Genomic DNA, 21353 nt, shown 5'->3' with positions numbered 1-21353 from the left:
TAAATTATAAACAGGATTCCAAATACACCAAGCGTCAAAAATATAGTTTCTGATGAATCCTTTTTATAACTCTCCAGCCACTTATTAATTAGACCATCTAAAAAATCTATTCCACATACGAACCAATATAGTAAAATGCCGGACACAGGCAAGAGTAATAGATCAAGAATTGAAAAACTTTCATTTTGGTCATACCGACTGGCAACCGCATTACTTGAAAATATCAATAACAAAACACCAAGATAGCGATTCGAGAACAATATATCCAACAACCTTTTCATGCTTACCATCTATTAATATTTAAAAGATTTCCTTTGGTATCATTGCACATAGTAGAAGACCCAACCGACATACAATTTACAGTATTTGTTTTTGGTTGAAACATTTGCCAGCCTTTAGAAAAATCTGATGGTGGCGAGATAGCATTTAATTCCTTAATTTTATTATATTCTTCAATATATCTATTCGTATTACAATCGATACCTAAAGTATTTTGTACCGCAAACATATCTTGCAAAGTAATGTAGTTACCAAAACTTGGCATACGCACACTATCCCCCTTAACGTAACCAGAGTTTAAATCAGAACAAAAAGAATTAACCCCACCAGCGTTAGATACTACATAACTAGCACATTGCTCAAGGCGAATATTTCTTCTACTTATTTCTTTAATAATATCTTGTTGAATCTGGGATTTCGGGATCTTTACTTCGGAAGTAAACGCGGTAAGACATAAAATCTCATCTGAAACAGACTTATCATTAACAGGCAGTTCTCCAATAAGAATATCAGTTGAAGTAAAAGAAGAACAAGATGTAATAGTAAGTAACACACAACTAATTAATAAAGTTTTCTTCATAAAAAAACTCCCATAATCAATTTTTACCAATTATGAGAGCTTTATTATTTTTCATCTGTGATCTTACTCACAAATTCAAAAATCAATCAGAAATTTCTTTATTTAATCTCTGCTTAATCACACTTTCTGCACTACTCATATCCTCATAGCAATGGCGTTCAAAATCCACCACCAACGCCAAGAGATAGCGTTTGAAATAGGCTTCAGTACAATCAATGGATTTCATCAAGTGATAGATATTGGCGCGTAACTGCCCTTTTCCGCGACACTCAGGACATTCACGTTTTTGCACTCGACCGACTACCCCCGTTCCACGGCAACGCGGACAAGTATTTGATTTACGCAATTCATTAATTTCACGGACTCTTAATTGACGAGCTTCCGCACCATTAATCGACAAACCATTTTCTTCGGCAATTTTATTCACCTTTTCAATCGTTGGTAGATAAGCATATTGCGATCGGAGGTATCGTTTTCTAAGCGCTTTGATATGTTTAATTTGGCTTGGTAAGGGCAGATCGCAAACCATATCAACTACACATTTCATTGCTTCCGCTGAGTGTTCAGGGAATCCGCGATCCTCGCACCAGCTTTCAATATAGCTATTCACAAATTCACGCGAGAATGGATCTTGGCGATATTTACACATCAGCAAGTGATAGCCGAACATGTATTCGCTTTCTGCTTTGGCAAAAGCGCAAATAATTTGATCTTGATAAAGCAACGCAGCACCACCGTGGCCCACAGTTTCCACACTCACGCATTTAGGATTATGTAATTTCACCAACAATTCGATTGATTTACTCATTTTCAAGCCCTCTAATTTTTACTACAACCATTCCGCCTTTTTTGGTTCCGCAATTTTTACTGCGAAAATCTTTTATCACTTTGTTGTTGTCGTCTTGTATTAATCCTGAGGCGACTAAACTATCGAAAAGCCCTTTGTTTATATTATCGGGATCACGGTTTCGGTTATCGGGATAATAAACTTCAAGATGCACTGCAACTGCACCGATAAATGGATCGAATTGTTGTAAAATTTGCAATGCTTCGTCTTTAAATTTTCTCCCTGCTTCGCTGATATAATGCCGTCCATTTCGTGTATGTCGCCAATAATGATTAACTGACGGAGGATAAGGTAAGGCAATCTCTAGCCAATCACTCATAACTTGCCCTCCTTGCGCAAAATTTGCTGTGTTCGTAACACACCTTCAGCATGTGCTAGGCGGACATCTTCAGCATCCATTTTTCTAGTTCTACGGTCACATTCATCGTGGCAAGATGAGCATGCCCAAGCACCAAAAATATCATCGGGCTTCATACCAACTCCATTTAATCCTGCCATACGATAATGTGCTAATACGGTCGTTTCAGGATTATGATTACAAATACCAGGCAACCGCACTTGACACTCTCTCCCTTTCGCTTCTTTTATCAAATTACTCATTATCCAAACACCATCTGAAAAATTAACCAAACTGCCACTATCCAAAGTACGATTTTTAACTCTAAAATCTCGTCATCGTTTAAGCGCTTCATTCAAAATTCCCTACTTTGTTAAATACCATACAAAAAAATGTACTAAGAAATATCCACCGAGCCACACCGCGACAATTGTTTTAGCTATATGTGTATCCTCATCTTGTACCCTTTCGTATAATTCATCGTCTTCGTCACCAAACATTGCATTCCCCTTAAATCAAACTCACAACACCATAACCAATACCGACTGCAATCAAGATAAAATATCCCAATGTGCTTACGACCAATATCCAGTTAAAAAATCTAGCAATGAATGGGGAAATTAAGCCAAGAAGAAGTGCCAATAAAGGTAAACTCAATACAACTAACATTAGTAAAAAGTAAATAATCCAGTCCATTTCCCTATCCCCCGAATGCCATTAATTGATTGATCTTGTTTTCTAATACCCACTCGTTTTCATAAACATTGCAAAGCGTTTCGTTCCAAATCACTCCGAATACGCCTTTGAAAATTTCATTGAATTTTTCTTGCGGGCAATTATCAAAAGAAATTGACCAACGTTCTTTTAACGTTCCGCCATCTTGGGCCGGTTTAATATCGTAAAAACCTGCTTTTTTCATTACGTGATTCAAATAGGCTTCTAGGCTTTTCATTCCCTCATAGTCCAATTTTGATTCACGATTTAACCGCACTTCCGCCAATACCTCATTGGCAATTGGCTTAGTAACAGTTTCATAAAAATGTTCGTTGTTCGCTGCGACTGCAATTTTCTTAGCTATCGCTTGAGCAATCCATTCTTCTGCTTGCGTAAGCACGCTAAATTCAGGTTGCCAATACTCAAATCCACAATCTAGCAATGCAAAAAATTTCTTATGATGTTGATAATTCCGATTGTTGCTAATTGGTATAATTTTTACCGCACTTCCAACTGGCAACCCCTTGAGTAAATTGCGGTCATAATCCGTTTCAGCTACAACCAAACCACTGGCATATTTAACTGCAAAAATTTCCGTTTTTTGCTTACGTTTACTTTTGCCCATCTTCCTGATGTTCCGTCTAGTGGGTTTACTGTTTTTTACGCCACTCTAAATCCTTGAATGAATCAATATGAACGTGTCGGATAACTTGATTCATTGCCTTTTGATATGGATTAAAAATTGCAATTACATTTCCACGGCAAACATCAACATATTTGCCAGTTTCACCATTTAGAAATTTAACTCGGCCACCAACGATAAAACGGATCTCAGTTGCTTTCTGAGTAACCAAAGTGAACCATTTTGTAGATATATCGATAGGGAGCAGCATAACGACTAGGCAATTATTGTTTTCAAAGAGGCTTACTGCTCTTTCAATAAATGGCAGTGGTTTGCTATACGGAGGATTTACAAATACGCTTTCATCATTTAACGGATAAGTTAAAAAATCCTGTTCTTTTGTGATAAAAAATTCAGGCACTTTTGCATTTTCAGCACTGGCGCAACCGTCACAAGTAAAGACGAACTCATTATCAAGTGGATTAAAAATTGATAATGGAGTTGGATAGGTATCTTTATCAAATTTTTGTTCCATCATTTTCTGTAACTCTCCCAATCAAATTTAATCACTGCACCTTGACCCTCTTTCATTCGGTCGATAATACGGTCGCCAATGTACTTGCCTAATTCTTCCTCGGTAAGATTGCTAATTAGAATTGTTGGCCGCATTTGCTCATATCGCTCATTGATTATTTCAAACAAAATGATTTTTTCTGATTCAGTACCGAACTGAACACCTAATTCATCAATGATTAATAAGCTCTTACTGCAATAAAATTTAATTGCATCTTCCTCTGTTAAATCGGAATCTTTACCCCATGTTGATTTAACTTTTCGGATGATCCGCATTACAGTGGTTAGATACACATCGGATTGATAATTTTCGATCACGCTATTAGCAATGGCGCAAGCTAAATGATTTTTACCTGTTCCAGGTTTACCGCAAAATACCAATCCACCGCCTAATTTGAATCGCTCTAACCATTTATCTGCATAACGTTGGCAAATCTTTTTAGCTAAACGATTTTGAGCGGTTTCGATATAGCTATCAAAATTAGCTGAGGCAAATCTTAGCGGAATGCCTGATTTATCTTTTAGCTCTTTGATTTTTACTTGTCTTTCCTCGCTATCAAAATCTCTAATTTGCTGCTCAACCAATTCAATTTCTTCTTTGATACAGTGCGGGCATCTTGTTTCAAATGTTTTATTGAAAAATTCAACTTTTCTTACATGTTTAGTAAATTCACCATGTTTCGGGCAATACGCCTTAACCTGTTGGCTTGGCAGTAGATTTTCGGACACTGGCAATCCGTTGATTGCGTTTTTGTACTCTGATTTAAGACTGATTAGCTTTTCTTGTAATTCTCTTTTATCCATGATTACACCTCGCTTTCACCGTCTTTACCGTCTAAAGCCCAAATTGGAACTTCTGTTTTTCCAAGATCTCTATCCCTTAAACCGTTGTGAGCATCAAATTTACCTGTTTTAGCTTTTTCATTACGCAATGAAGAGGCGGTAGATTGCCAATTCCAAGTCGCATCAAACGTAATCCAAGTACCTCTAGCCAAGATAATTTCAATCGCAAACGAGGTTTCAATTCCAGCTATGCGAGCATTATTGTCAATGCAAGTCATCACTCTTTTAGTGATTGGGGCTTTTTTCGCTTTTCGATGTGTGATGAAATCTTTTGCAAGTTGTCCACTTATTCCGAACTGCTCAAGCAAAATTTCATCCTCGCTTTTTTTGGTATTTTTTTTAGGATCTGTTGTTTGTATATGGTTAGGATCTGTTATTGGAGTGGGAATTTTCCCATTTACTGTATCTGGGAAATTTCCCATTCTAGAGTGGGAAATTTCCTGATTAGGAATTTTCCCATTCTCACTCTCTGCCCTATTTGGGAAATTTCCCGATTTGAGATTTTGCAGTCTTTCAAGAAAGGCTGCTTGATCAAATCGATAATGATTTGTCGTCATTCTATTGGCGCGTTTTACTTCAACAAAAAAGCAATTCGACAACAACATCTTGAGCTTTTTAACTGAATAGCGAACTTGCTCCGAGGTAATTTCATCTTCACAAAGCTCATTGGCTATTTCGTCATAACTCTTCCAAAAATAACCATCAGCACGCTTTCCTTTAGAGGACCAAAAGACTAGCTGACTTAATACCGCAGCCGTAGTAAAATCACCATTACAAAGTTTGATGTAAATTCTTGGAATTGTTATCGAATTTTTCTGACCACTAAAATCGGATACAAGATCAAATAAATTACTCATATCACACCACCAATCGATATTGAGCGACACGTTTACCGCTTGGCACGGTAATCATCACTCTTTTAATATTATGTCCACGCTGTTTTAAATCATAAATACGAGCACCTAAGCGCAAACAGTTAAAGCGTTTTTCGGCATCTAAATGCGTCAAACGCTCCCCATTGAGCAACGCCTTCAAAACCATTGCGCATTGTGTTTTACCCGATACTTCATCGGGATTTGTTGTATGAATACTTGTGTTTTCAGTTAAATTCGGTGATAATTTCTCCATCTTTTACACCTCCATGTGGTTGTAATTGATTGTTTGAAATCAAAAATTTCTGCTTAAAGCCGTGGCTGCAACCGCGGCTTTTATTTTTCCATAGGAAATACATCGTCTAGATCGCACTTAATTTTGTAATCATTAAGTGCTCTAACAATTCTTCTCGCCATTGCTAACGACACTTTACGGCGACCCGATTCATAATGACCTAATCCACTTTGAGTAAGCGAAAGCTTATCCGCAAATTCTTGTTGTGTTAGGTTCGCTTTATTTCTAAATTCCTTGATTTTGGTTTCCATTTTATCTCCTAACTTAAATAATAAATACATTATGTATTAAAAATAAATGTAAATCAAATCATTTTGTATTTTACAAAATAATACAAAATGTCATAATTAGAAAAGCTAAATAGAGGATATGAAAAAATGAAAAAAACTTGGATTGATTTTGTCCGTGAAGGAATGGCTAAACGCAAGTTATCACAGGAAGAATTAGCTGTAGCTGTAGATAAAACTCAAGGCGGTGTAGGTCATTGGCTTAATGGAAGACGGCAACCAAATATTGACGATATAGCAAAAATGCTTGGAGTTGTCGGCATTGATCAAGTTGTGCTAAATTCGGATGGCTCATTAGAGAAGTTGAGTGATTCATCAGAAAATGTATTAATGCCAAAGGCGCGATTAGTGCCTGTAGTCGGAGAAATTCTCATGGAAGAAGATGGAGCTTTAACGTTAGAAGAATTTGATCTTGGTTATTTGAGAGTAGAGACAATCGACCCAAAAGCAAAAGCCTACAGAATAAAAGGCTCAAATGCAGAACCTAGGATCAGGAATGGAGAATTTATCGTCATTGAGCCTAGTCTTACAGCTCAAGACGGTGATGATGTATTAGTTTTACATAAAAATGGGAAATACTCAGTTAAAACACTTGATCATATTCGAGATAATGAGTATCGATTTTCTAGCATAAATCTCAGAGAGCGCCCCATTAGCGTGCCAGAATCAGAAATTGAGCACGCTTATCCCATAGCAGGGATTTATAATAGAGTTCGTTTCGTTTCTAAGGCACAAGCTGAATCTTTAAAACAAGAATAATCATGTATTTAAAACCGCCTAAAGGCGGTTTTTTATTGGCTTTCGTATCCCCAAAGTCGATATGAATCCTTATTTACCCTCTCCTGAATATTAAATTTTGCGATCTCGCTCTTGTTTCCTTGTTTGAAAAACAAGCAAACAATCACGAGATCGATTAAATATCAATCAATCAATCAATCAATCAATCAATCAATCAATCAATCAATCAATCAATCAATCAATCAATCAATCAATCAATCAATCAATCAATCAAAGATTTTACCTATTAAATTTCGATTTAAAAATACATTTCGATTTAAAAGTAAAATTTTTTATTTTATTTAACACATAATGTATTGACTTACTTAAATACAAAATGTATTATTGCTTTATCAAGAGATACGAAGTATATCTCAAGCTCTTTAACAATTTGGTGTCGTGCGGACAATAAGCCATTACCTGATTTAAGGTAAGTAACCCCACAGCAGAAAACTGTACTGCGTGTTAATCGAAGAGAGGCGGTTGGCAGATTATTAAATTACCAAGTGGCAGCGCTGCTTATTGTTCTAAGCAATCTCAGCTATATCAGAAGATACGACATCAGTCGGGGAAATGGCGAACAACCCCACGGACTGGTTAGTTGTAAGCAAACGCAGCTATAAGCGTGACACATTGGAGAGACAATGACAATTGAATAGCGAATAGACTCGAAAGGATTCGCTATACAGTAAAGGATTTAATACTCTCTATTTAGCTAATTGGACTCCATAGGATGTGGAGTTGGCTCAATGAGTTAGTCGCAACGAGCATAGACATTGATGTCTGACGAAACTGGGATGACGCCCCAAAAATTAGTGTTTAACTAACCTTGTAGGCGATGGCAAGGCTAAAGTTACATCGCCAATTTCAAAGCACATTCTCCAAAGACTAAGCCTAATGCGCAGGGCGAGGAAATGTTCTTGAGTGTGTTTTGAAATGGAAAAATTAGAAATTAAAGTGTAGTCTAAGACTATCCTATCTATGGCGCATCTTTTGGATCTGAAAGTTTGACTCTTAAAAATACTTTACATTAACACCAAAAGAACACTGCGCCACCCTATTCTAGACAAATCAGCACAGACTGATTGCACTACTCCACTGACCGCCTGAAAAATGCGGTCTTTTTTTACGCCAAAATCGAGGTTCAAAATGAAAAAATATCAACTTAAAAACAGTTTTACCTACTTTATGAAAGGCACTGAAAAAGCATTAAAAATTGCGGTTTGTATTCTTGGGGCAACCATGGTATCAGCAGTTATCAGTATTGATGCAAAAGCTAATCAAACAGACTTGGATAACAATGTATTAAGTAAACAAGAAGAACAAACGAAAGCTAAAGCACAATGGCGTGAAAAAAATGGAGATTGGCAGCCAAACCTTACAGCAGGAGTCGAACAAGAGGCATTGGCTTATGTATTAAAAAAACAAAAGGAATTGGACGATGAAAAAGCAAAATCAAAAGCCAAGAATTGAATATAAAACACCAAAACACCCCAAAGGTGGTTGGTATGTGATTGAACTGACGGATGGCGTAGAGACATGGAAGTCTTCAAATTTTTCTATGCTTGAATCGTGCAAGGATCGCATAGAAATGCGTAAAAAACTCAAGGATAGAACACTTGCGCACAAAGAGAAACAATGTCCACGTATCGAAACAAAACCTTTCTACAATCAAGGAAACACTATAACTAAACGAATCAAAAAATCCTACGAGAAATACGTCACAAAATTCCGTGAATATTTAGTATTAAGGGCCACTCAAGCTCATTCTGAACATAAGCAATATTTTTCAATCACAGATATTCACCAAATATTCGGTCTATATCCAACCGCACTTAAACGATTAGTAGAAAGTGGTGAAATTCCAAAACCAAACAATCGTAAAAATTTACAGGGTAAAACGGTGTGGCACTTTAATTTTGAACAACTCAAAGCCCTTGCGGAATATTTTGAATCACAACTTCCGCAAAAAAATACAGCCTCACTTTAAGGATAAAGCTATGAACGAATTAAGCGAACTGGGCGAAGCCTTTAAAGCCTATCGCGAATCAAGAAAAGAGAAAAAGGCGTTTAATTTGAGAAAAAGTACGAACTTGCTGAAGTTTCTTAACATCCCCTTTATCTCTCATAACAACGGCGTTCACCTCGTGGTGAGCCACGATAATAAAACCATTGATTTCTACCCGTCCACCGGCTTATGGATTGATAGGCTTCAAAAAGACATCAAACACCGAGGGATAAAAACGTTGTTACAGTATATCAATGTCAAACTGGAGAAAACAAAATGACAGATACATCAGACAGCTACTACGCAATGTTAGACGCACGACATCAGAGTTATATTGATGGTTTAGCGGCTTGGGATTACGCAGTTGAAAAAGAAATTGAAAGCATAAAGCAAGCAGCTAAAAGCGAAGATGATGACACGATTTGCGCGATTAGTGAATGGCTCTGTGACAATGCAGATGAGCAAGTGCTACACGATTTAGCGTTCGGTAGTGGTGCATTCGATAAACTCATAGAACAACGCGAACGAGCAATTAAAAGCATTGCCGAGAAAAACTTACTCGATAGACAAAATGATTACGATCCCGACTAAAAGGAAATTAATATGTTCGATTTAATTCTCTCCACCGAAAGCCGTGTGCTTACGACCAATATCACCGACTTTGAAAAACAAGCCGATCAATTTTTAGCAACGCTCACACAAAAATTTGAAACCGATGAAGATTTTGTCGCAGCAAAAGAAGAAGTAAAAACGCTCAAGGAAGTTGAAGACAAAATCAGAAATTCAATTAAGTTAGCGCAAAGCGGTGAAATTGCGAAATTGATTGAATCGGCAGAAAAAATCGCCGAGAAATTCCGCGAAGAACGCTTAAAACGTGACAAGCTAGTTAAGTCAAAAGAATCTGAAATTAAAGAAAGCATCGTAAATACGGCTTTTGAAAACATCAGTAAAGTGCGGTATGGCTACGAAAGCGATATATCAATTGCACTTGAGTGCACAATGCCGAAACAAGACTTACTCAAACGTTTACACAACTCCACCGCTCGCCGTAGCATGTTGTCAACACTCACTAAAGCGGTACAAGCGGAGGAAAATTTAATCCTTGCTGAACTCGCTCAAGAATCTGCCCGATTAATCTCAAGACGAAAATTATTACCAGTATCGCACGAACATCTTTTCAAAGATTGGTTAGAGTTAATCACAAGCAACTGCGATTTAAAATCAATCGTAGAAGAACGTATTCAAATGGAAGAGCAGCGCGAACAAGCCCGAATCGCACAAGCGCAAGCAGAGGTTGAAAAAGCCCGAGTCACACAAGCAGAAGATGAAAAAGCAAAAACAGAAGAAGCCGAGACTGAAAGTGCGGTAGAGAAAACTCAAGAAAATTTGACCGCACTTAACGAAAATGACTCCAAAACTTACCGATTTGAAGTTCGTATCGGTTTCACTTCGACACTTTCTAAAGCCATTGAGTTAGCTAAGCAAGTCAAAGAGCAATTCGGCTTAGAAAACAATGTTTCTCTGAAAAAAATGAATTAAAGGATAAATGAAATGAATACATTACCAACAAACATCCAAACAGCTCTCACTGAACGCAATATTGATACCGCAGTCTGGACAACCTTGCAAAATAGCGTTTTCCCAGGCGCAAAGGATGAAAGCATTTTACTTGCCGTAGATTATTGCAAGGCTCGTAAGTTAGATATTCTTAAAAAGCCTTGTCATATCGTGCCAATGTCAGTAACAGATGCAAAAACAGGCAATAAAAACTGGCGTGATGTCATTATGCCAGGTATTTACGAGCAGCGCATTACAGCATTTCGCACTGGTCAAATGGCTGGGCAAGATGAGCCAGTTTTTGGTGATACGGTTACATTCAAAGGTATAGAGGCGCCTGAATGGTGCAGAGTTACCGTTTATCGATTCATTAATAATGAACGATGCGCATTTTCCCATACAGAATATTTTTGTGAGGCTTGTGCAACCACAAAAGAGGGTAAGCCTAATTCTATGTGGAGCAAGCGCCCTCGAGGCCAATTAGCAAAATGTGCTGAGGCTGGCGCATTGCGTAAAGCATTCCCCGATGAATTAGGTGGTGTAATTACTGCGGATGAAGTGAATGAAGAACCTATTAATCAGCATAACAATGTAACATATGATAATGGTTCAACGGTGATTGAAACTCAAGCAGTAGAGCTCATCACACCAGAACAAATCGAGCAAATCACGCAGTTAGTTGAAGTTACTCAATCAAATATGACTCAACTATTGGCGGCAGCTGGCCGTGCATCAAGTCTTGAAAAGGTAACAAAAGCAAATGCCAAACATGTGATTGAAAAACTCCTAACTAAACTTGATAAACAGCAAGCTCAAGAGGAACAACTTGGTGAGGATGTACCGATATGTTAGATGGACTCATCACACTCGATTGTGAACAAGGGACAGAGGAATGGCTTGCCGCACGATGCGGCATTCCTACCGCTACTGGCATTTCAAACATAGTCACGCCAACGGGTAAAAAATCGGGGAGTTATCTCCCCTACCTTGCCGAACTCATTGCTGAAAGCATTGAAGGATTAAAAGAAAACTATAAATCAGAAGACATGGCGCGCGGTAACGAATTAGAACCGTTTGCTCGCGCTGCCTATGAATTTGAAACAGGCAACTCGGTTGTTCAGGTTGGCGGTGTGTATCTTAATGCGGACAAAGATTTAATGATTAGCCCTGATGGATTAATCCCTCATCTACGCAAAGGGCTTGAAATCAAATGCCCTCAGATGAAAACGCACATTAAATACCTACTTCAGGGCGGTGTACCACAGGAATATCTCATTCAAGTGCAATCTGCTCTTTGGGTAACTGGCTATGAGACATGGGATTTTGTCAGTTATTGCCCCGGATATTATAAACAACCGTTTTATTTATTCACGGCACAACGCGATCCAATTTTAATGAAAGCGTTCGACAAGCTCATTCCAGAATTTATCAAAACACTTAAAGCCTATAAAACAACGGAGTGATATATGGCACGAAATACAAATTCTGTAATTATTACAGGTCATTTAGGCAGTGACCCAGAAATCCGCCAATTCCAGAATGGCGGGCAAATTGCCACATTTAATCTTGCTATCGGTGATGATTACCGAGATAAACAAGGCAATACGGTTAAACGTACGCATTGGATACCCATTGTGGTACACGGCAACTCTGCTGATGTAGCAAGACAATATCTGCAAAAAGGCTCAAAAATCTGTGTAACAGGAAAACTGGTACAGGAAAGCTGGCAAGACCAAAGCGGCAATAATCGCACCGCACTTAAAGTAGCGACACAATCCTTTGAAATGCTAGACAGCAAAGCAAGCAGTGAAACACAACAGCCAAGCAAAGGCAAAGAAAAACCAGACCCATTGAGCGCAGCAGCAGAACAAGATGGGTTTAATGATGATATTCCATTTTAGGGGGAAATATGGCTAATTTTATTAAATTAACACTTTTAGATGAACGAGAAATATTCATCAATGCCGAAACCATCGTTAGTTTAAATGCTTATAATGGCGCAACCGTAATAACAACATTAAATTCAAACGATGATAATTGCATAAACGTAAAAGAAACACCTGAAAGAATATTGCACTCTATACAGTGCGGGCAACTATTCCGCTAATTGGAGGTGAAATGGATAATGGAGAGATTAAGCAACAATTAAAAGATATTCACAAACAAAAGCAGGCTCTTTACTTAAAGATTGAGCGTATTTGTAAGCGAATTAGAGAAATAATCAACTACACTAACAAAAAATAAGGCCGCTAGATAGTGGCCTTTAAATTTACAAGGATGAGTAAATATGTGGTTTAAAAATGCGATCATTTATCGCCTAACAAAGAATATTGACTTCGGTGAAATTGAATCAAAATTAAAAGAATGCCAGTTTACGCCGTGCGAACCGTCTGAGATTAGCCGATTCGGCTGGACTGCACCGTTAGAAACAGATGGCAATTTAGCCTATTTTGCAGATAACAAAGTTTTGCTTATGGCTAAACGTGAAGAAAAGATTTTGCCGGTAGATGTGATCAACCGGGAACTAAATATCCGAATTGCAGCGCTTGAAGAAAAAGAACAGCGAAAATTGAAGAAAACAGAGCGCCTATCATTGAGAGATGATGTTGTTGCATCGCTAACCTCTCAAGCATTTTCCAAGTTTAAATTTACCGCACTTTTCATCGATTTAAAAACAAAACTGATTTACGTTGATGCAGCATCATCAAAAATCGCTGAAGATGCCCTAGCGCTATTGCGTAAATCACTAGGATCACTGCCAGTTATTCCAGTTAGCTTTAATACAGCGCCTTGCGAGGTGATGACTGAGTGGATTGCAGATAAAGAGCCTAATTGGTTGATCTTGTTAGAAGAGGCTGAGATTCGTGAGAAAAACGATCTTGGCGTAATCAGTTGCAAAAATAAATCACCACTCGATGAAGATATTGTGGAGCTTGCGCAATCAGGGCTTGTATCTAAACTTGCTCTCGAATGGGAAAACAATCTCAAATTTGTTTTGCGTGATGATGGAACACTAAAACGGTTGAAATTTGATGACCGCATCACAGAGCAAAATGATGATATTTCAAAAGAAGAAATTGGCAAACGCTTTTACGCTGATTTTATTTTAATGGCCAACGTGCTTTCAGGCTTATTGAATGAGCTATCAGTTGAATTTAATGGATTAAAGGTTGCACTATGAAAACAGCAGAAGAAATTTTAGAAGAACGAAAAAATACGCATGGCGATTTTGAAAAGGGTGCGCAAGATTTTGCACAACTAATGCGCCCGGTTGTCGAAAAATGGTTAGCTGGCACAATTAGCAATGTTAAATTTTATGGTTTAACAATGGCTAACGCAAAACAAGTAAGAATCTTGAATGGAGATTCAAGCCATGCCGATCATTATATTGATGCAGCAAATTATTTTACTCTTGCCGGAGGGCTTTATAAGGCAAGCAATAATAAAACAGAGTGCGTTATGAAAGGTGGCATTTCATTGTGCGTAGGGCGTGGGCATGAATGAGATTAAAGTTGGCATTCGCTATTCTCGATTGTCAGATATTTTCGTTTGCTATTTCTATGTAAGGATAAATAGTAATAATGAATCCGCAATAGAATTAGCAATAAATGATGTTAAAGAAAATTGGATATTATTCGGCGCTGAAATGAGAAATGACATTATCAATATCTCAGAATTAGCATTGCAAGATGTACCGAATACCAATTTTGTTGCTAAGTTTATTCAATGGGCGAAACACTATTTTGATGAGCCTCAAGAAACAAGCACGCAACGACCTTTGGTTGATGTTTTAGCAGTGGTTGATATGGAAAAACTAAACCGTAAAAAAGGTGATTGATATGATTGTTTGGGCATTGTTCGATAGCGGTAATGGTTGCTATACGCAAGGCGCAGAACTATTTAATCAGTCGGTCAATCGGTCAATCGGTCAGTCGGTCAGTCGGTCAGTCGGTCAGTCGGTCAGTCGGTCAATCAAAATATACCCTATAGGTATGGATATTGAGTGTAAAAATAATCACTTTATCAATCTTAATCTGGCTGATTATGGTCGTATGTTTGGCGATAACAAGCTATTTGATGAGCTTGATAAACTGCCTAAACCTGATTTGATTATAGCTAGTCCGCCTTGTGAGAGTTGGTCGGTAGCAAGTGCAATGTGGGGAGGCAATGCAAGCTGGAAACAGGAAACTGGCGCAGTAAATCGTGAGTTATCAAAATTCACGGTTAGAAGTCGTTCAGATTATGATTTACCGCACGTCCAATTTAAATATGACCGCTCTTTCCTAAACCGCATTAATGGTGAGCTTTGTATCTACAACACAATAGAGATTATCAAACGATATGAGCCGAAAGTTTATGTAATTGAGAATCCAGCAAGCAGTAAGATTTGGCATTATGTGAATGACATTCTCAATTTTCAGATTCCTTTTGATAATTTGGCACACTATAACTTGTATAACTACCCTTTGCGTAAACCAACAAGATTTAAGAGCAATATTAATCTTGGATTACGAAATAACCATAAATCAAAGCCTCAGCAGCAATGGGAGGATTTTTCAAAATCATACAATGAAAGATCGAATATTCCACTTGAATTAATAGTGGATATATACAAAGCAGTAAATCAATATTTAACAAATCCAATAGGCGTTCCAAGTGAGCGCCTTTTGTTTTAGAGGCCTAAACATGGTTAGTATTAAATTAGAAAAGAAATACGCTGTTACATATAGAACAAATTACGGACTTACAAGAGTTTACCAAACAGATAGTAAGTTTAGATTTCATCTAGTGCGATTAGTTACAAAAATCCTAGGTCGCCAAGAAAATATTTTTATGGAGGATTGAATCATGAACCGATGTTTACAAATTAGCAAATTTGAAAGTATCACCCTTGAATTATGGCAATTTAATGATGATTACGAAGTGCATCTAAATATCCCAGGCCACAGAATAGAAATGATGACAAATTCCAAAGATGATGCCATTGAAAAATACAATAATGCAGAAAGTGCATTGCAGACTCTTAGAGATATATTTTAATAGGGAGATGAAATGAATAAATTTATAGATTGGCTAGTCTATGTATTGACTGGAGCTTTTATCATTGTTATGGCTGGAGCGGGGATAGGATTATTTCTTGGCGTTGCGTGGAAAATTATCAGATGGGTGGTGTGATATGAGCGAATGGATTAAATGTTCTGATCGGTTGTTTGGGTTGAGATTGGATAAAGTATGAAAGTGCTAGATGAACATATCCTTGAGTATATTTGGGATGAAACATTAGACCGTATTGCGCAAAGATCCTTAGTAACTTATATCGGTGGTAGCGTTGGCACGTATAGCGATGAGCATGCGGCGAAAGATGCGGAAAGCTTTGCGATATTGCACGTAAGCCAACTGATTGCTGGCTCTGGATTAAGCGAAAGTCAATTTAGACGGCGGGTTAAAAAGCTTATGGCACAAGGTGTTTTGTTGCAACGCATTGGGCCAAATAGCTTTGTGATTAACTCGGATGTGGTTAAAGACGCAGCGGTACAAGCCGCACGATGTTGGCGCGCAATCGGTGTGCCGTATGGTATGGACGATAGCGGTAAAGCCTTTAAAACCTTACCTATTAACGCTCTGCCGAGAAGTGTTTTTGAATTAAAAACCAATTGTTATCGAATTCTGAGAAGTGAATTTCCAACTTATTACTAAGTAAGGATTAAAAGATGAAAAAATATTTTGCTTATGACGCGTTAGAACGCGAGTTCACAATGCATGACACACTAGAAGAAGCCAAATCACAAGCGCAAGACTGTGTCGACCAGACTTTTGACCTTGGCGACGATGATGGTTTCGGAGATGACCTTGAGGATGGCATAAAAGAAACGTGTTTTGGGGTTATGTTAGGCGGTTTTGATTTACCGACTAGACCTCTTACTAAAGAGGAAGAGGACATTTACGGTGATAAATACACTCACATGGTAGAAAATCCAGTGCTTGTTGAATATCCGCAAAACAATGGATGGATTAAGTGTTCGGAGCGGTTGCCAAAACCAAATAAAAGAGTTTTGGTTTGTAACCAAGATAATGAAATTCGGTGCGCTTTATATCAAGAATTAATTGGTTTTGGTTACATCCCTCTTTATGGTGAAGTTACCCACTGGCAACCACTACCACAACCACCAGAAGATGAATAACAAATAACCGCTCTTATGAGCGGTTTTTACTATCTAAATCACGGAGGAAATATGAATAGTATTACCGAAGAATTTATTAAATCACAAATTGCTAATGTTGAATATCATCAACTTACCGGCACAACAATCACAATCTCGGTCATTACATTAAAATCAGGCTTTACTGTTACCGGCGAAAGTGCTTGCGTAGATCCAAATAACTTTGATGTAGAAATCGGAAACAAAATTGCGTATGAAAATGCGTTCGATAAATTGTGGCAATTATTCGGTTTTGAACTGAAACAGAAAATTGGCGGTGATTGGGTGTATCGCTTACATCGTGAACGCTCGGAATTGGCTGAACGTATTGATGCACTTAAAGAGTTTCTCAATAGCAAAGAAATAATCACAATATGTGAGCATAACGTTCTCAAGCAGCAAGAAAAAGTGATGTCACAATATCTTGCAATTTTGGATGCTCGTTTGGCGCAAATTTAAGTAAATCGACCGCACTTTGGTGCGGTTTGTTATTTTAAGGAGTATGTATGAACTACACAAAGAAACCTGTCACAATTCAAGCGTGGAAATTAAATCTGAAAGATCCAAAAAACATCATCCAAATGTATGAATTGGTCAATAATGTGGATGTATCAACCTTGCAAATGGTTGCCGAATCACACATTCAGGGCGAGATTCGCAGACATGGTGGCTTACCAATAAAAACCCTCGAAGGGAAAATGATTGCTTCTGATGGCGATTATATTATTCGCGGCGTAAACGGTGAATTTTATCCGTGTAAGTCTGATATTTTTGAAAAAACTTATATGCCAGATCCAAATATTGAAGACTATATCAATCGTATTCGTGATCTTGCAAACAATCGAGATGTTGAGGGAACACATATTGAAGCTGATAAAATCTTGTGTGAAGTACTGAAAACTCTTGGACAAAGTGAATTGGTCGAAGAATTTGAAAAATTAGAAAAATGGTACGCGTAATAACGTTAAATGATATGACCGTCCGAAATGGCGTTTTTTTTATTGGAGGAAATATGGAATCTACAACAAGAAAATTACATAATTTAAAAACCGTTTCTAGCTTATTAGATATGAGCGCGCCAACAATTTATAGAAGGATAAAAAACGACCCTAATTTTCCAAAGCCACATCTAGTCGGTGGGAATAACTTTTGGACTGATGCACAAATAAATGACTACATTGAAAGAATTGAATCAGGCTGCTATTCATCTTAGCAGCCCATTAATGCTTTCCCATCAGATGCCTCTTCTACAAAATTCCCCCACCACTGCATATATTCGATCCGTTGTGGCATATACTTTGCTTTATTGTATGTGCCACGAACGGAAGAATATTCAAAATGTGCCAAGCACACCTCAATAATCTCACTGTTAAATTCGGCCTCATTCATAGCTGTGCTAAAAACAGATCGCAAACCATGTGCGGTCAAAATATTCCTATAACCGATCCGTCCAAGAGCTTTGTTTGGTGTCTCTTTCGATATAGGCTGTCTTGGATTTTTTTTGCTAGGGAAAACAAACTTACTATTGCAACGATTCAACTTCTGTAACAAGCGCAAAATCGTTACAGCTTGTTTGGATAATGGCAAGATAAAATCTTGTACTTTACCTTGTCGCCCCTTCATTTTTTCTTTAGGTATATTCAATAAGCTGTTTTCGAAATCTACATTTTCCCATTCTAATTGAGTAATAGCCCCAGCCCGACCTGCGGTAAGCAGTAGTAGCTCTAATGCACAACGAGTTTCAATTTCAAGGGTACTATTCTGCAAATCTTCAAACAATTTAGGTAATTGCTCTGGGCGAATAGTAGGGTTATTTTCAGCTATTGGCCGAATAAATACCCTTCCTATATCTGCGGTTGCATTATAATTAATTACTCCTCTATTAACCGAATAAATCATTATTTGGTTTAAATAACCAATAATACGATGCAATGTATCCAATTTTCCTGCTCGCTCTAATGGTTTTAATTTCTCAATAGCAAGAGGAGCGGAAATCTCACTAATAGAATAATGCCCCAACACTTTAAACAAGTGACGTTCTAACCGTTTCCCAATATCAATAAAAGTCACTTCTTTTAATCGACCAGTATCAACTTCATTTTTCTTTAGGTATAGCCATTCCTTTCCCATTTCTCTCAAGGTAAATTGACGTTCTTGGATGGCTTTTTGTTCTTGCTGTAAACGGTAATCTTGCGGATCGGTATTTTTCGCCAACAAAGAACGATATGAATCCCTAATCTCTCGAGCGTCTTTTAATGAAATCTCAGGATAAACACCAAGACTAATTAAAGTTCTTTTTTTGGAAATTGGTTTATAATATTGGAATCGCCAAATTTTCGAACCATTCATTTTTACGAGCAAGAAAAGACCTTGACCATCAGACAGCGAGTAATCTTTCTCTTTAGGTTTAGCATTATTGATTTCTGTAATGCTTAATGGTTTCACTAATACGGCCATCCTCCCCCCTTTGGTATTACGGAAATAATTTTGGTAAGCGCGATTTTTTAGTATTTTTATGGATTTTGGTATTACGACACCTAAAAAACCCAAATTGTATTACCAAATATAATACCAAAAATGTGAGTTAGATTAATATAGATTGATATGGATTTATCCTAAGAAATCAAGTAACAGCTTGATTTACTAGTAAATTTAATTTTATTTGATTTGGATTGAGAGGGATTGAAAAGAAGAGATGGTGCAACTAGCTGGACTCGAACCAGTGACCCCCACCATGTCAAGGTGGTGCTCTAACCAACTGAGCTATAGTCGCACTGTATAAAGTGTTTGGAATTATAGATATTTTTAACCTGAAAACAAGTATTTTTCTTAAAACCCGATATAACTGGCAAAAAAGTAAACAGTATTGCCTTAAATAACAGGGCTGTTTTTGATTTCCCAAATTTTTAAGCGTATAATGCGCACCGATTTTTCATCTGGCTAATATATAGCCAAGTAAAAATAGTATCTTTAAAATTTTGTAATAATTGACGGAGTAAATAATGTCTAGAAGACTAAGAAGAACGAAGATTGTATGTACTATGGGCCCATCAACTGACCGTGATAACAATCTTGAAAAAATTATCGCAGCGGGCGCTAACGTAGTTCGTATGAACTTCTCTCACGGTACACCTGATGACCATATTGGACGTGCTGAGCGTGTGCGTTCTATCGCGAAAAAATTAGGTAAAACCGTGGCAATCTTAGGTGATTTACAAGGTCCTAAAATTCGTGTTTCTACTTTTAAAGACGGTAAAATTTTCTTAAGCGTTGGCAATAAATTCATTCTTGATGCAGAATTACCAAAAGGCGAAGGTACACAAGAATCTGTTGGTTTAGACTATAAAACGCTTCCACAAGATGTTGTTCCTGGCGATATTCTTTTATTAGATGATGGCCGTGTTCAATTAAAAGTATTATCAACTGATGGTGCAAAAGTATTCACTGAAGTCACCGTTGGTGGTCCATTATCAAATAATAAAGGTATCAACAAGTTAGGTGGCGGTTTATCTGCAGAAGCATTAACAGAAAAAGATAAAGCAGACATTATTACCGCTGCACGCATTGGCGTTGATTTCTTAGCTGTTTCTTTCCCTCGTTCAAGCGCTGACCTAAATTATGCGCGTGAACTTGCTCAACAAGCTGGTTTAAATGCAAAAATCGTTGCTAAAGTTGAACGTGCAGAAACAGTGGCTACTGATGAAGCAATGGACGATATCATTTTAGCATCTGATGTCATCATGGTTGCTCGTGGTGACTTAGGTGTAGAAATCGGTGATCCTGAATTAGTCGGCGTACAGAAAAAATTAATTCGTCGTTCACGTCAATTAAATCGTGCGGTAATTACAGCAACTCAAATGATGGAATCAATGATTAGCAACCCAATGCCAACTCGTGCCGAAGTAATGGACGTTGCAAACGCAGTATTAGATGGTACTGATGCGGTTATGCTTTCTGCGGAAACCGCAGCTGGTCAATATCCTTCTGAAACAGTAACCGCAATGGCTGGCGTATGTTTAGGGGCGGAAAAAATGCCAAGCATTAACGTTTCTCGTCACCGTATGGATAAAGAATTTGAAACCATTGAAGAATCTGTTGCCATGTCTGCAATGTACGCAGCAAACCACATGAAAGGTGTTACAGCAATCGTCACTTTAACTAGCACAGGCCGTACTCCATTATTAATGTCACGCATTAGCTCTGGCTTACCAATCTTTGCTTTATCTCGTCATCAAGAAACCTTAAACCTTTGTGCACTATACCGTGGCGTAACTCCAGTTTATCATGGTGAAGATAGCCGCACAGAAACTAGTGCAAAAGCAGCACTTCAATCATTAAAAGAAAAAGGTTACTTATCTACTGGGGATTTAGTGCTTGTTACTCACGGTGGTCAAGGTGCGACACAAACCAACGTATGTCGTACATTAATTGTTGAATAATCAACAATCTAAATACGTTAAAATGAAAGAGCGGTGGATTTTTCCACCGTTTTTTATTTCCTTTTTCTACCGCACTTTTCACTTAAACCCAGTAGATATTTGCGGTATCATAGGCGATATTCT

At 37.7% G+C, this 21353-nt stretch carries 33 protein-coding genes and 1 tRNA gene; 21 read left to right on the top strand and 13 right to left on the bottom strand.

The window, feature by feature from the left end; translation table 11 throughout:
• Positions 1 to 283: 283 nt before the first annotated feature.
• From DV427_RS07540 to DV427_RS07490, 11 genes are all read right to left on the bottom strand, one after another.
• Complete coding sequence (locus DV427_RS07540; RefSeq protein ID WP_114891882.1) at positions 284 to 859, bottom strand: hypothetical protein; 576 nt, start codon at positions 857 to 859, stop codon at positions 284 to 286.
• An 82-nt stretch (positions 860 to 941) separates the two neighbouring features.
• Complete coding sequence (locus DV427_RS07535; protein WP_114891881.1) at positions 942 to 1667, bottom strand: TIGR02642 family protein; 726 nt, start codon at positions 1665 to 1667, stop codon at positions 942 to 944.
• Entirely contained in the window at positions 1660 to 2025 is a 366-nt protein-coding gene (locus DV427_RS07530; protein WP_114891880.1) for a RusA family crossover junction endodeoxyribonuclease, read from the bottom strand. The genes DV427_RS07535 and DV427_RS07530 overlap by 8 nt, the downstream gene beginning before the upstream one ends.
• A complete protein-coding gene (locus DV427_RS07525; protein ID WP_114891879.1) occupies positions 2022 to 2306 on the bottom strand; it encodes a DUF1364 domain-containing protein in 285 nt (94 codons plus the stop codon). Before DV427_RS07525 ends, DV427_RS07530 begins: the two co-directional genes overlap by 4 nt.
• Positions 2307 to 2553: 247 nt before the next feature.
• The gene (locus DV427_RS07520; protein WP_114891878.1) at positions 2554 to 2739 is read right to left on the bottom strand and encodes a hypothetical protein; all 186 of its coding nucleotides are present in this window, start codon (positions 2737 to 2739) and stop codon (positions 2554 to 2556) included.
• Positions 2740 to 2743: 4 nt separating this feature from the next.
• Complete coding sequence (locus DV427_RS07515) at positions 2744 to 3382, bottom strand: DUF1367 family protein (RefSeq protein ID WP_114891877.1); 639 nt, start codon at positions 3380 to 3382, stop codon at positions 2744 to 2746.
• Positions 3383 to 3407: 25 nt separating this feature from the next.
• Complete coding sequence (locus DV427_RS07510; RefSeq protein ID WP_114891876.1) at positions 3408 to 3917, bottom strand: DNA N-6-adenine-methyltransferase; 510 nt, start codon at positions 3915 to 3917, stop codon at positions 3408 to 3410.
• The gene (locus DV427_RS07505) at positions 3914 to 4756 is read right to left on the bottom strand and encodes an ATP-binding protein (RefSeq protein WP_114891875.1); all 843 of its coding nucleotides are present in this window, start codon (positions 4754 to 4756) and stop codon (positions 3914 to 3916) included. The genes DV427_RS07510 and DV427_RS07505 overlap by 4 nt, the downstream gene beginning before the upstream one ends.
• A gap of 2 nt (positions 4757 to 4758) precedes the next feature.
• Positions 4759 to 5652, bottom strand: a complete 894-nt coding sequence (locus tag DV427_RS09570) for a hypothetical protein (RefSeq protein ID WP_114891874.1) — start codon at positions 5650 to 5652, stop codon at positions 4759 to 4761.
• Position 5653: 1 nt separating this feature from the next.
• Complete coding sequence (locus DV427_RS07495; RefSeq protein WP_114891873.1) at positions 5654 to 5923, bottom strand: helix-turn-helix domain-containing protein; 270 nt, start codon at positions 5921 to 5923, stop codon at positions 5654 to 5656.
• 80 nt (positions 5924 to 6003) lie between these two features.
• Positions 6004 to 6213: a helix-turn-helix transcriptional regulator gene (locus DV427_RS07490; protein WP_114891872.1), complete on the bottom strand. Its 210-nt coding sequence runs from the start codon at positions 6211 to 6213 to the stop codon at positions 6004 to 6006.
• A gap of 126 nt (positions 6214 to 6339) precedes the next feature.
• On the opposite strand from DV427_RS07490, the gene DV427_RS07485 reads away from it, so the two are divergent.
• From DV427_RS07485 to DV427_RS07385, 20 genes are all read left to right on the top strand, one after another.
• Entirely contained in the window at positions 6340 to 7008 is a 669-nt protein-coding gene (locus DV427_RS07485) for a helix-turn-helix domain-containing protein (protein ID WP_114891871.1), read from the top strand.
• A 1167-nt stretch (positions 7009 to 8175) separates the two neighbouring features.
• Positions 8176 to 8499: a hypothetical protein gene (locus DV427_RS07475; RefSeq protein ID WP_114891870.1), complete on the top strand. Its 324-nt coding sequence runs from the start codon at positions 8176 to 8178 to the stop codon at positions 8497 to 8499.
• A complete protein-coding gene (locus tag DV427_RS07470) occupies positions 8468 to 9016 on the top strand; it encodes a type IV toxin-antitoxin system AbiEi family antitoxin domain-containing protein (protein ID WP_114891869.1) in 549 nt (182 codons plus the stop codon). Before DV427_RS07475 ends, DV427_RS07470 begins: the two co-directional genes overlap by 32 nt.
• Before the next feature lie 10 nt (positions 9017 to 9026).
• The gene (locus DV427_RS07465; RefSeq protein ID WP_114891868.1) at positions 9027 to 9314 is read left to right on the top strand and encodes a hypothetical protein; all 288 of its coding nucleotides are present in this window, start codon (positions 9027 to 9029) and stop codon (positions 9312 to 9314) included.
• Positions 9311 to 9625 (top strand): hypothetical protein, encoded by a 315-nt coding sequence (locus DV427_RS07460; RefSeq protein ID WP_114891867.1) that lies wholly within the window; start codon positions 9311 to 9313, stop codon positions 9623 to 9625. Before DV427_RS07465 ends, DV427_RS07460 begins: the two co-directional genes overlap by 4 nt.
• A gap of 12 nt (positions 9626 to 9637) precedes the next feature.
• Positions 9638 to 10573, top strand: a complete 936-nt coding sequence (locus DV427_RS07455) for a hypothetical protein (protein WP_114891866.1) — start codon at positions 9638 to 9640, stop codon at positions 10571 to 10573.
• 12 nt (positions 10574 to 10585) lie between these two features.
• Positions 10586 to 11443: a phage recombination protein Bet gene (gene bet, locus DV427_RS07450; RefSeq protein ID WP_114891865.1), complete on the top strand. Its 858-nt coding sequence runs from the start codon at positions 10586 to 10588 to the stop codon at positions 11441 to 11443.
• Positions 11437 to 12054 (top strand): YqaJ viral recombinase family protein, encoded by a 618-nt coding sequence (locus tag DV427_RS07445; RefSeq protein WP_114891864.1) that lies wholly within the window; start codon positions 11437 to 11439, stop codon positions 12052 to 12054. The genes bet and DV427_RS07445 overlap by 7 nt, the downstream gene beginning before the upstream one ends.
• A gap of 3 nt (positions 12055 to 12057) precedes the next feature.
• Positions 12058 to 12492 carry a single-stranded DNA-binding protein gene (locus tag DV427_RS07440; RefSeq protein WP_114891863.1) on the top strand — a complete coding sequence of 145 codons (435 nt, stop codon included), beginning with the start codon at positions 12058 to 12060 and terminating at the stop codon, positions 12490 to 12492.
• Between the two features lie 8 nt (positions 12493 to 12500).
• Positions 12501 to 12698 carry a hypothetical protein gene (locus DV427_RS07435; protein WP_114891862.1) on the top strand — a complete coding sequence of 66 codons (198 nt, stop codon included), beginning with the start codon at positions 12501 to 12503 and terminating at the stop codon, positions 12696 to 12698.
• 180 nt (positions 12699 to 12878) lie between these two features.
• Complete coding sequence (rdgC, locus tag DV427_RS07430; RefSeq protein WP_114891861.1) at positions 12879 to 13772, top strand: recombination-associated protein RdgC; 894 nt, start codon at positions 12879 to 12881, stop codon at positions 13770 to 13772.
• Positions 13769 to 14095, top strand: a complete 327-nt coding sequence (locus DV427_RS07425; RefSeq protein WP_114891860.1) for a DUF6378 domain-containing protein — start codon at positions 13769 to 13771, stop codon at positions 14093 to 14095. The genes rdgC and DV427_RS07425 overlap by 4 nt, the downstream gene beginning before the upstream one ends.
• The gene (locus DV427_RS07420; protein ID WP_114891859.1) at positions 14088 to 14429 is read left to right on the top strand and encodes a hypothetical protein; all 342 of its coding nucleotides are present in this window, start codon (positions 14088 to 14090) and stop codon (positions 14427 to 14429) included. The genes DV427_RS07425 and DV427_RS07420 overlap by 8 nt, the downstream gene beginning before the upstream one ends.
• Position 14430: 1 nt before the next feature.
• Positions 14431 to 15267 carry a class I SAM-dependent methyltransferase gene (locus DV427_RS07415; RefSeq protein WP_114891858.1) on the top strand — a complete coding sequence of 279 codons (837 nt, stop codon included), beginning with the start codon at positions 14431 to 14433 and terminating at the stop codon, positions 15265 to 15267.
• 172 nt (positions 15268 to 15439) lie between these two features.
• Positions 15440 to 15631 (top strand): hypothetical protein, encoded by a 192-nt coding sequence (locus tag DV427_RS07410; RefSeq protein WP_114891857.1) that lies wholly within the window; start codon positions 15440 to 15442, stop codon positions 15629 to 15631.
• 192 nt (positions 15632 to 15823) lie between these two features.
• Entirely contained in the window at positions 15824 to 16288 is a 465-nt protein-coding gene (locus DV427_RS07405) for a hypothetical protein (RefSeq protein ID WP_114891856.1), read from the top strand.
• Positions 16289 to 16302: 14 nt separating this feature from the next.
• On the top strand, positions 16303 to 16773 hold the full coding sequence (locus tag DV427_RS07400; protein WP_114891855.1) for a DUF551 domain-containing protein: 471 nt from the start codon (positions 16303 to 16305) through the stop codon (positions 16771 to 16773).
• Positions 16774 to 16824: 51 nt separating this feature from the next.
• Complete coding sequence (locus tag DV427_RS07395) at positions 16825 to 17250, top strand: Gp49 family protein (protein WP_114891854.1); 426 nt, start codon at positions 16825 to 16827, stop codon at positions 17248 to 17250.
• 47 nt (positions 17251 to 17297) lie between these two features.
• Complete coding sequence (locus DV427_RS09500) at positions 17298 to 17750, top strand: hypothetical protein (protein ID WP_205334672.1); 453 nt, start codon at positions 17298 to 17300, stop codon at positions 17748 to 17750.
• Positions 17751 to 17803: 53 nt separating this feature from the next.
• On the top strand, positions 17804 to 18004 hold the full coding sequence (locus tag DV427_RS07385; RefSeq protein ID WP_005661499.1) for a helix-turn-helix transcriptional regulator: 201 nt from the start codon (positions 17804 to 17806) through the stop codon (positions 18002 to 18004).
• On the opposite strand, the gene DV427_RS07380 is transcribed toward DV427_RS07385, so the two are convergent.
• Both DV427_RS07380 and DV427_RS07375 read right to left on the bottom strand, forming a co-directional pair.
• A complete protein-coding gene (locus DV427_RS07380; RefSeq protein ID WP_114891853.1) occupies positions 18001 to 19248 on the bottom strand; it encodes a tyrosine-type recombinase/integrase in 1248 nt (415 codons plus the stop codon). The genes DV427_RS07385 and DV427_RS07380 overlap by 4 nt on opposite strands.
• 239 nt (positions 19249 to 19487) lie before the next feature.
• A tRNA-Val gene (locus DV427_RS07375) sits at positions 19488 to 19564 on the bottom strand.
• 229 nt (positions 19565 to 19793) lie between these two features.
• Here DV427_RS07375 and pyk point away from each other — a divergent pair.
• Complete coding sequence (gene pyk / locus DV427_RS07370) at positions 19794 to 21230, top strand: pyruvate kinase (protein WP_114891852.1); 1437 nt, start codon at positions 19794 to 19796, stop codon at positions 21228 to 21230.
• Positions 21231 to 21353: the final 123 nt, after the last annotated feature.

The organism is Haemophilus haemolyticus (assembly GCF_003351405.1).
Lineage (GTDB): Bacteria > Pseudomonadota > Gammaproteobacteria > Enterobacterales > Pasteurellaceae > Haemophilus > Haemophilus haemolyticus_N.
This window is presented reverse-complemented; position numbering and strand designations above follow the sequence as displayed.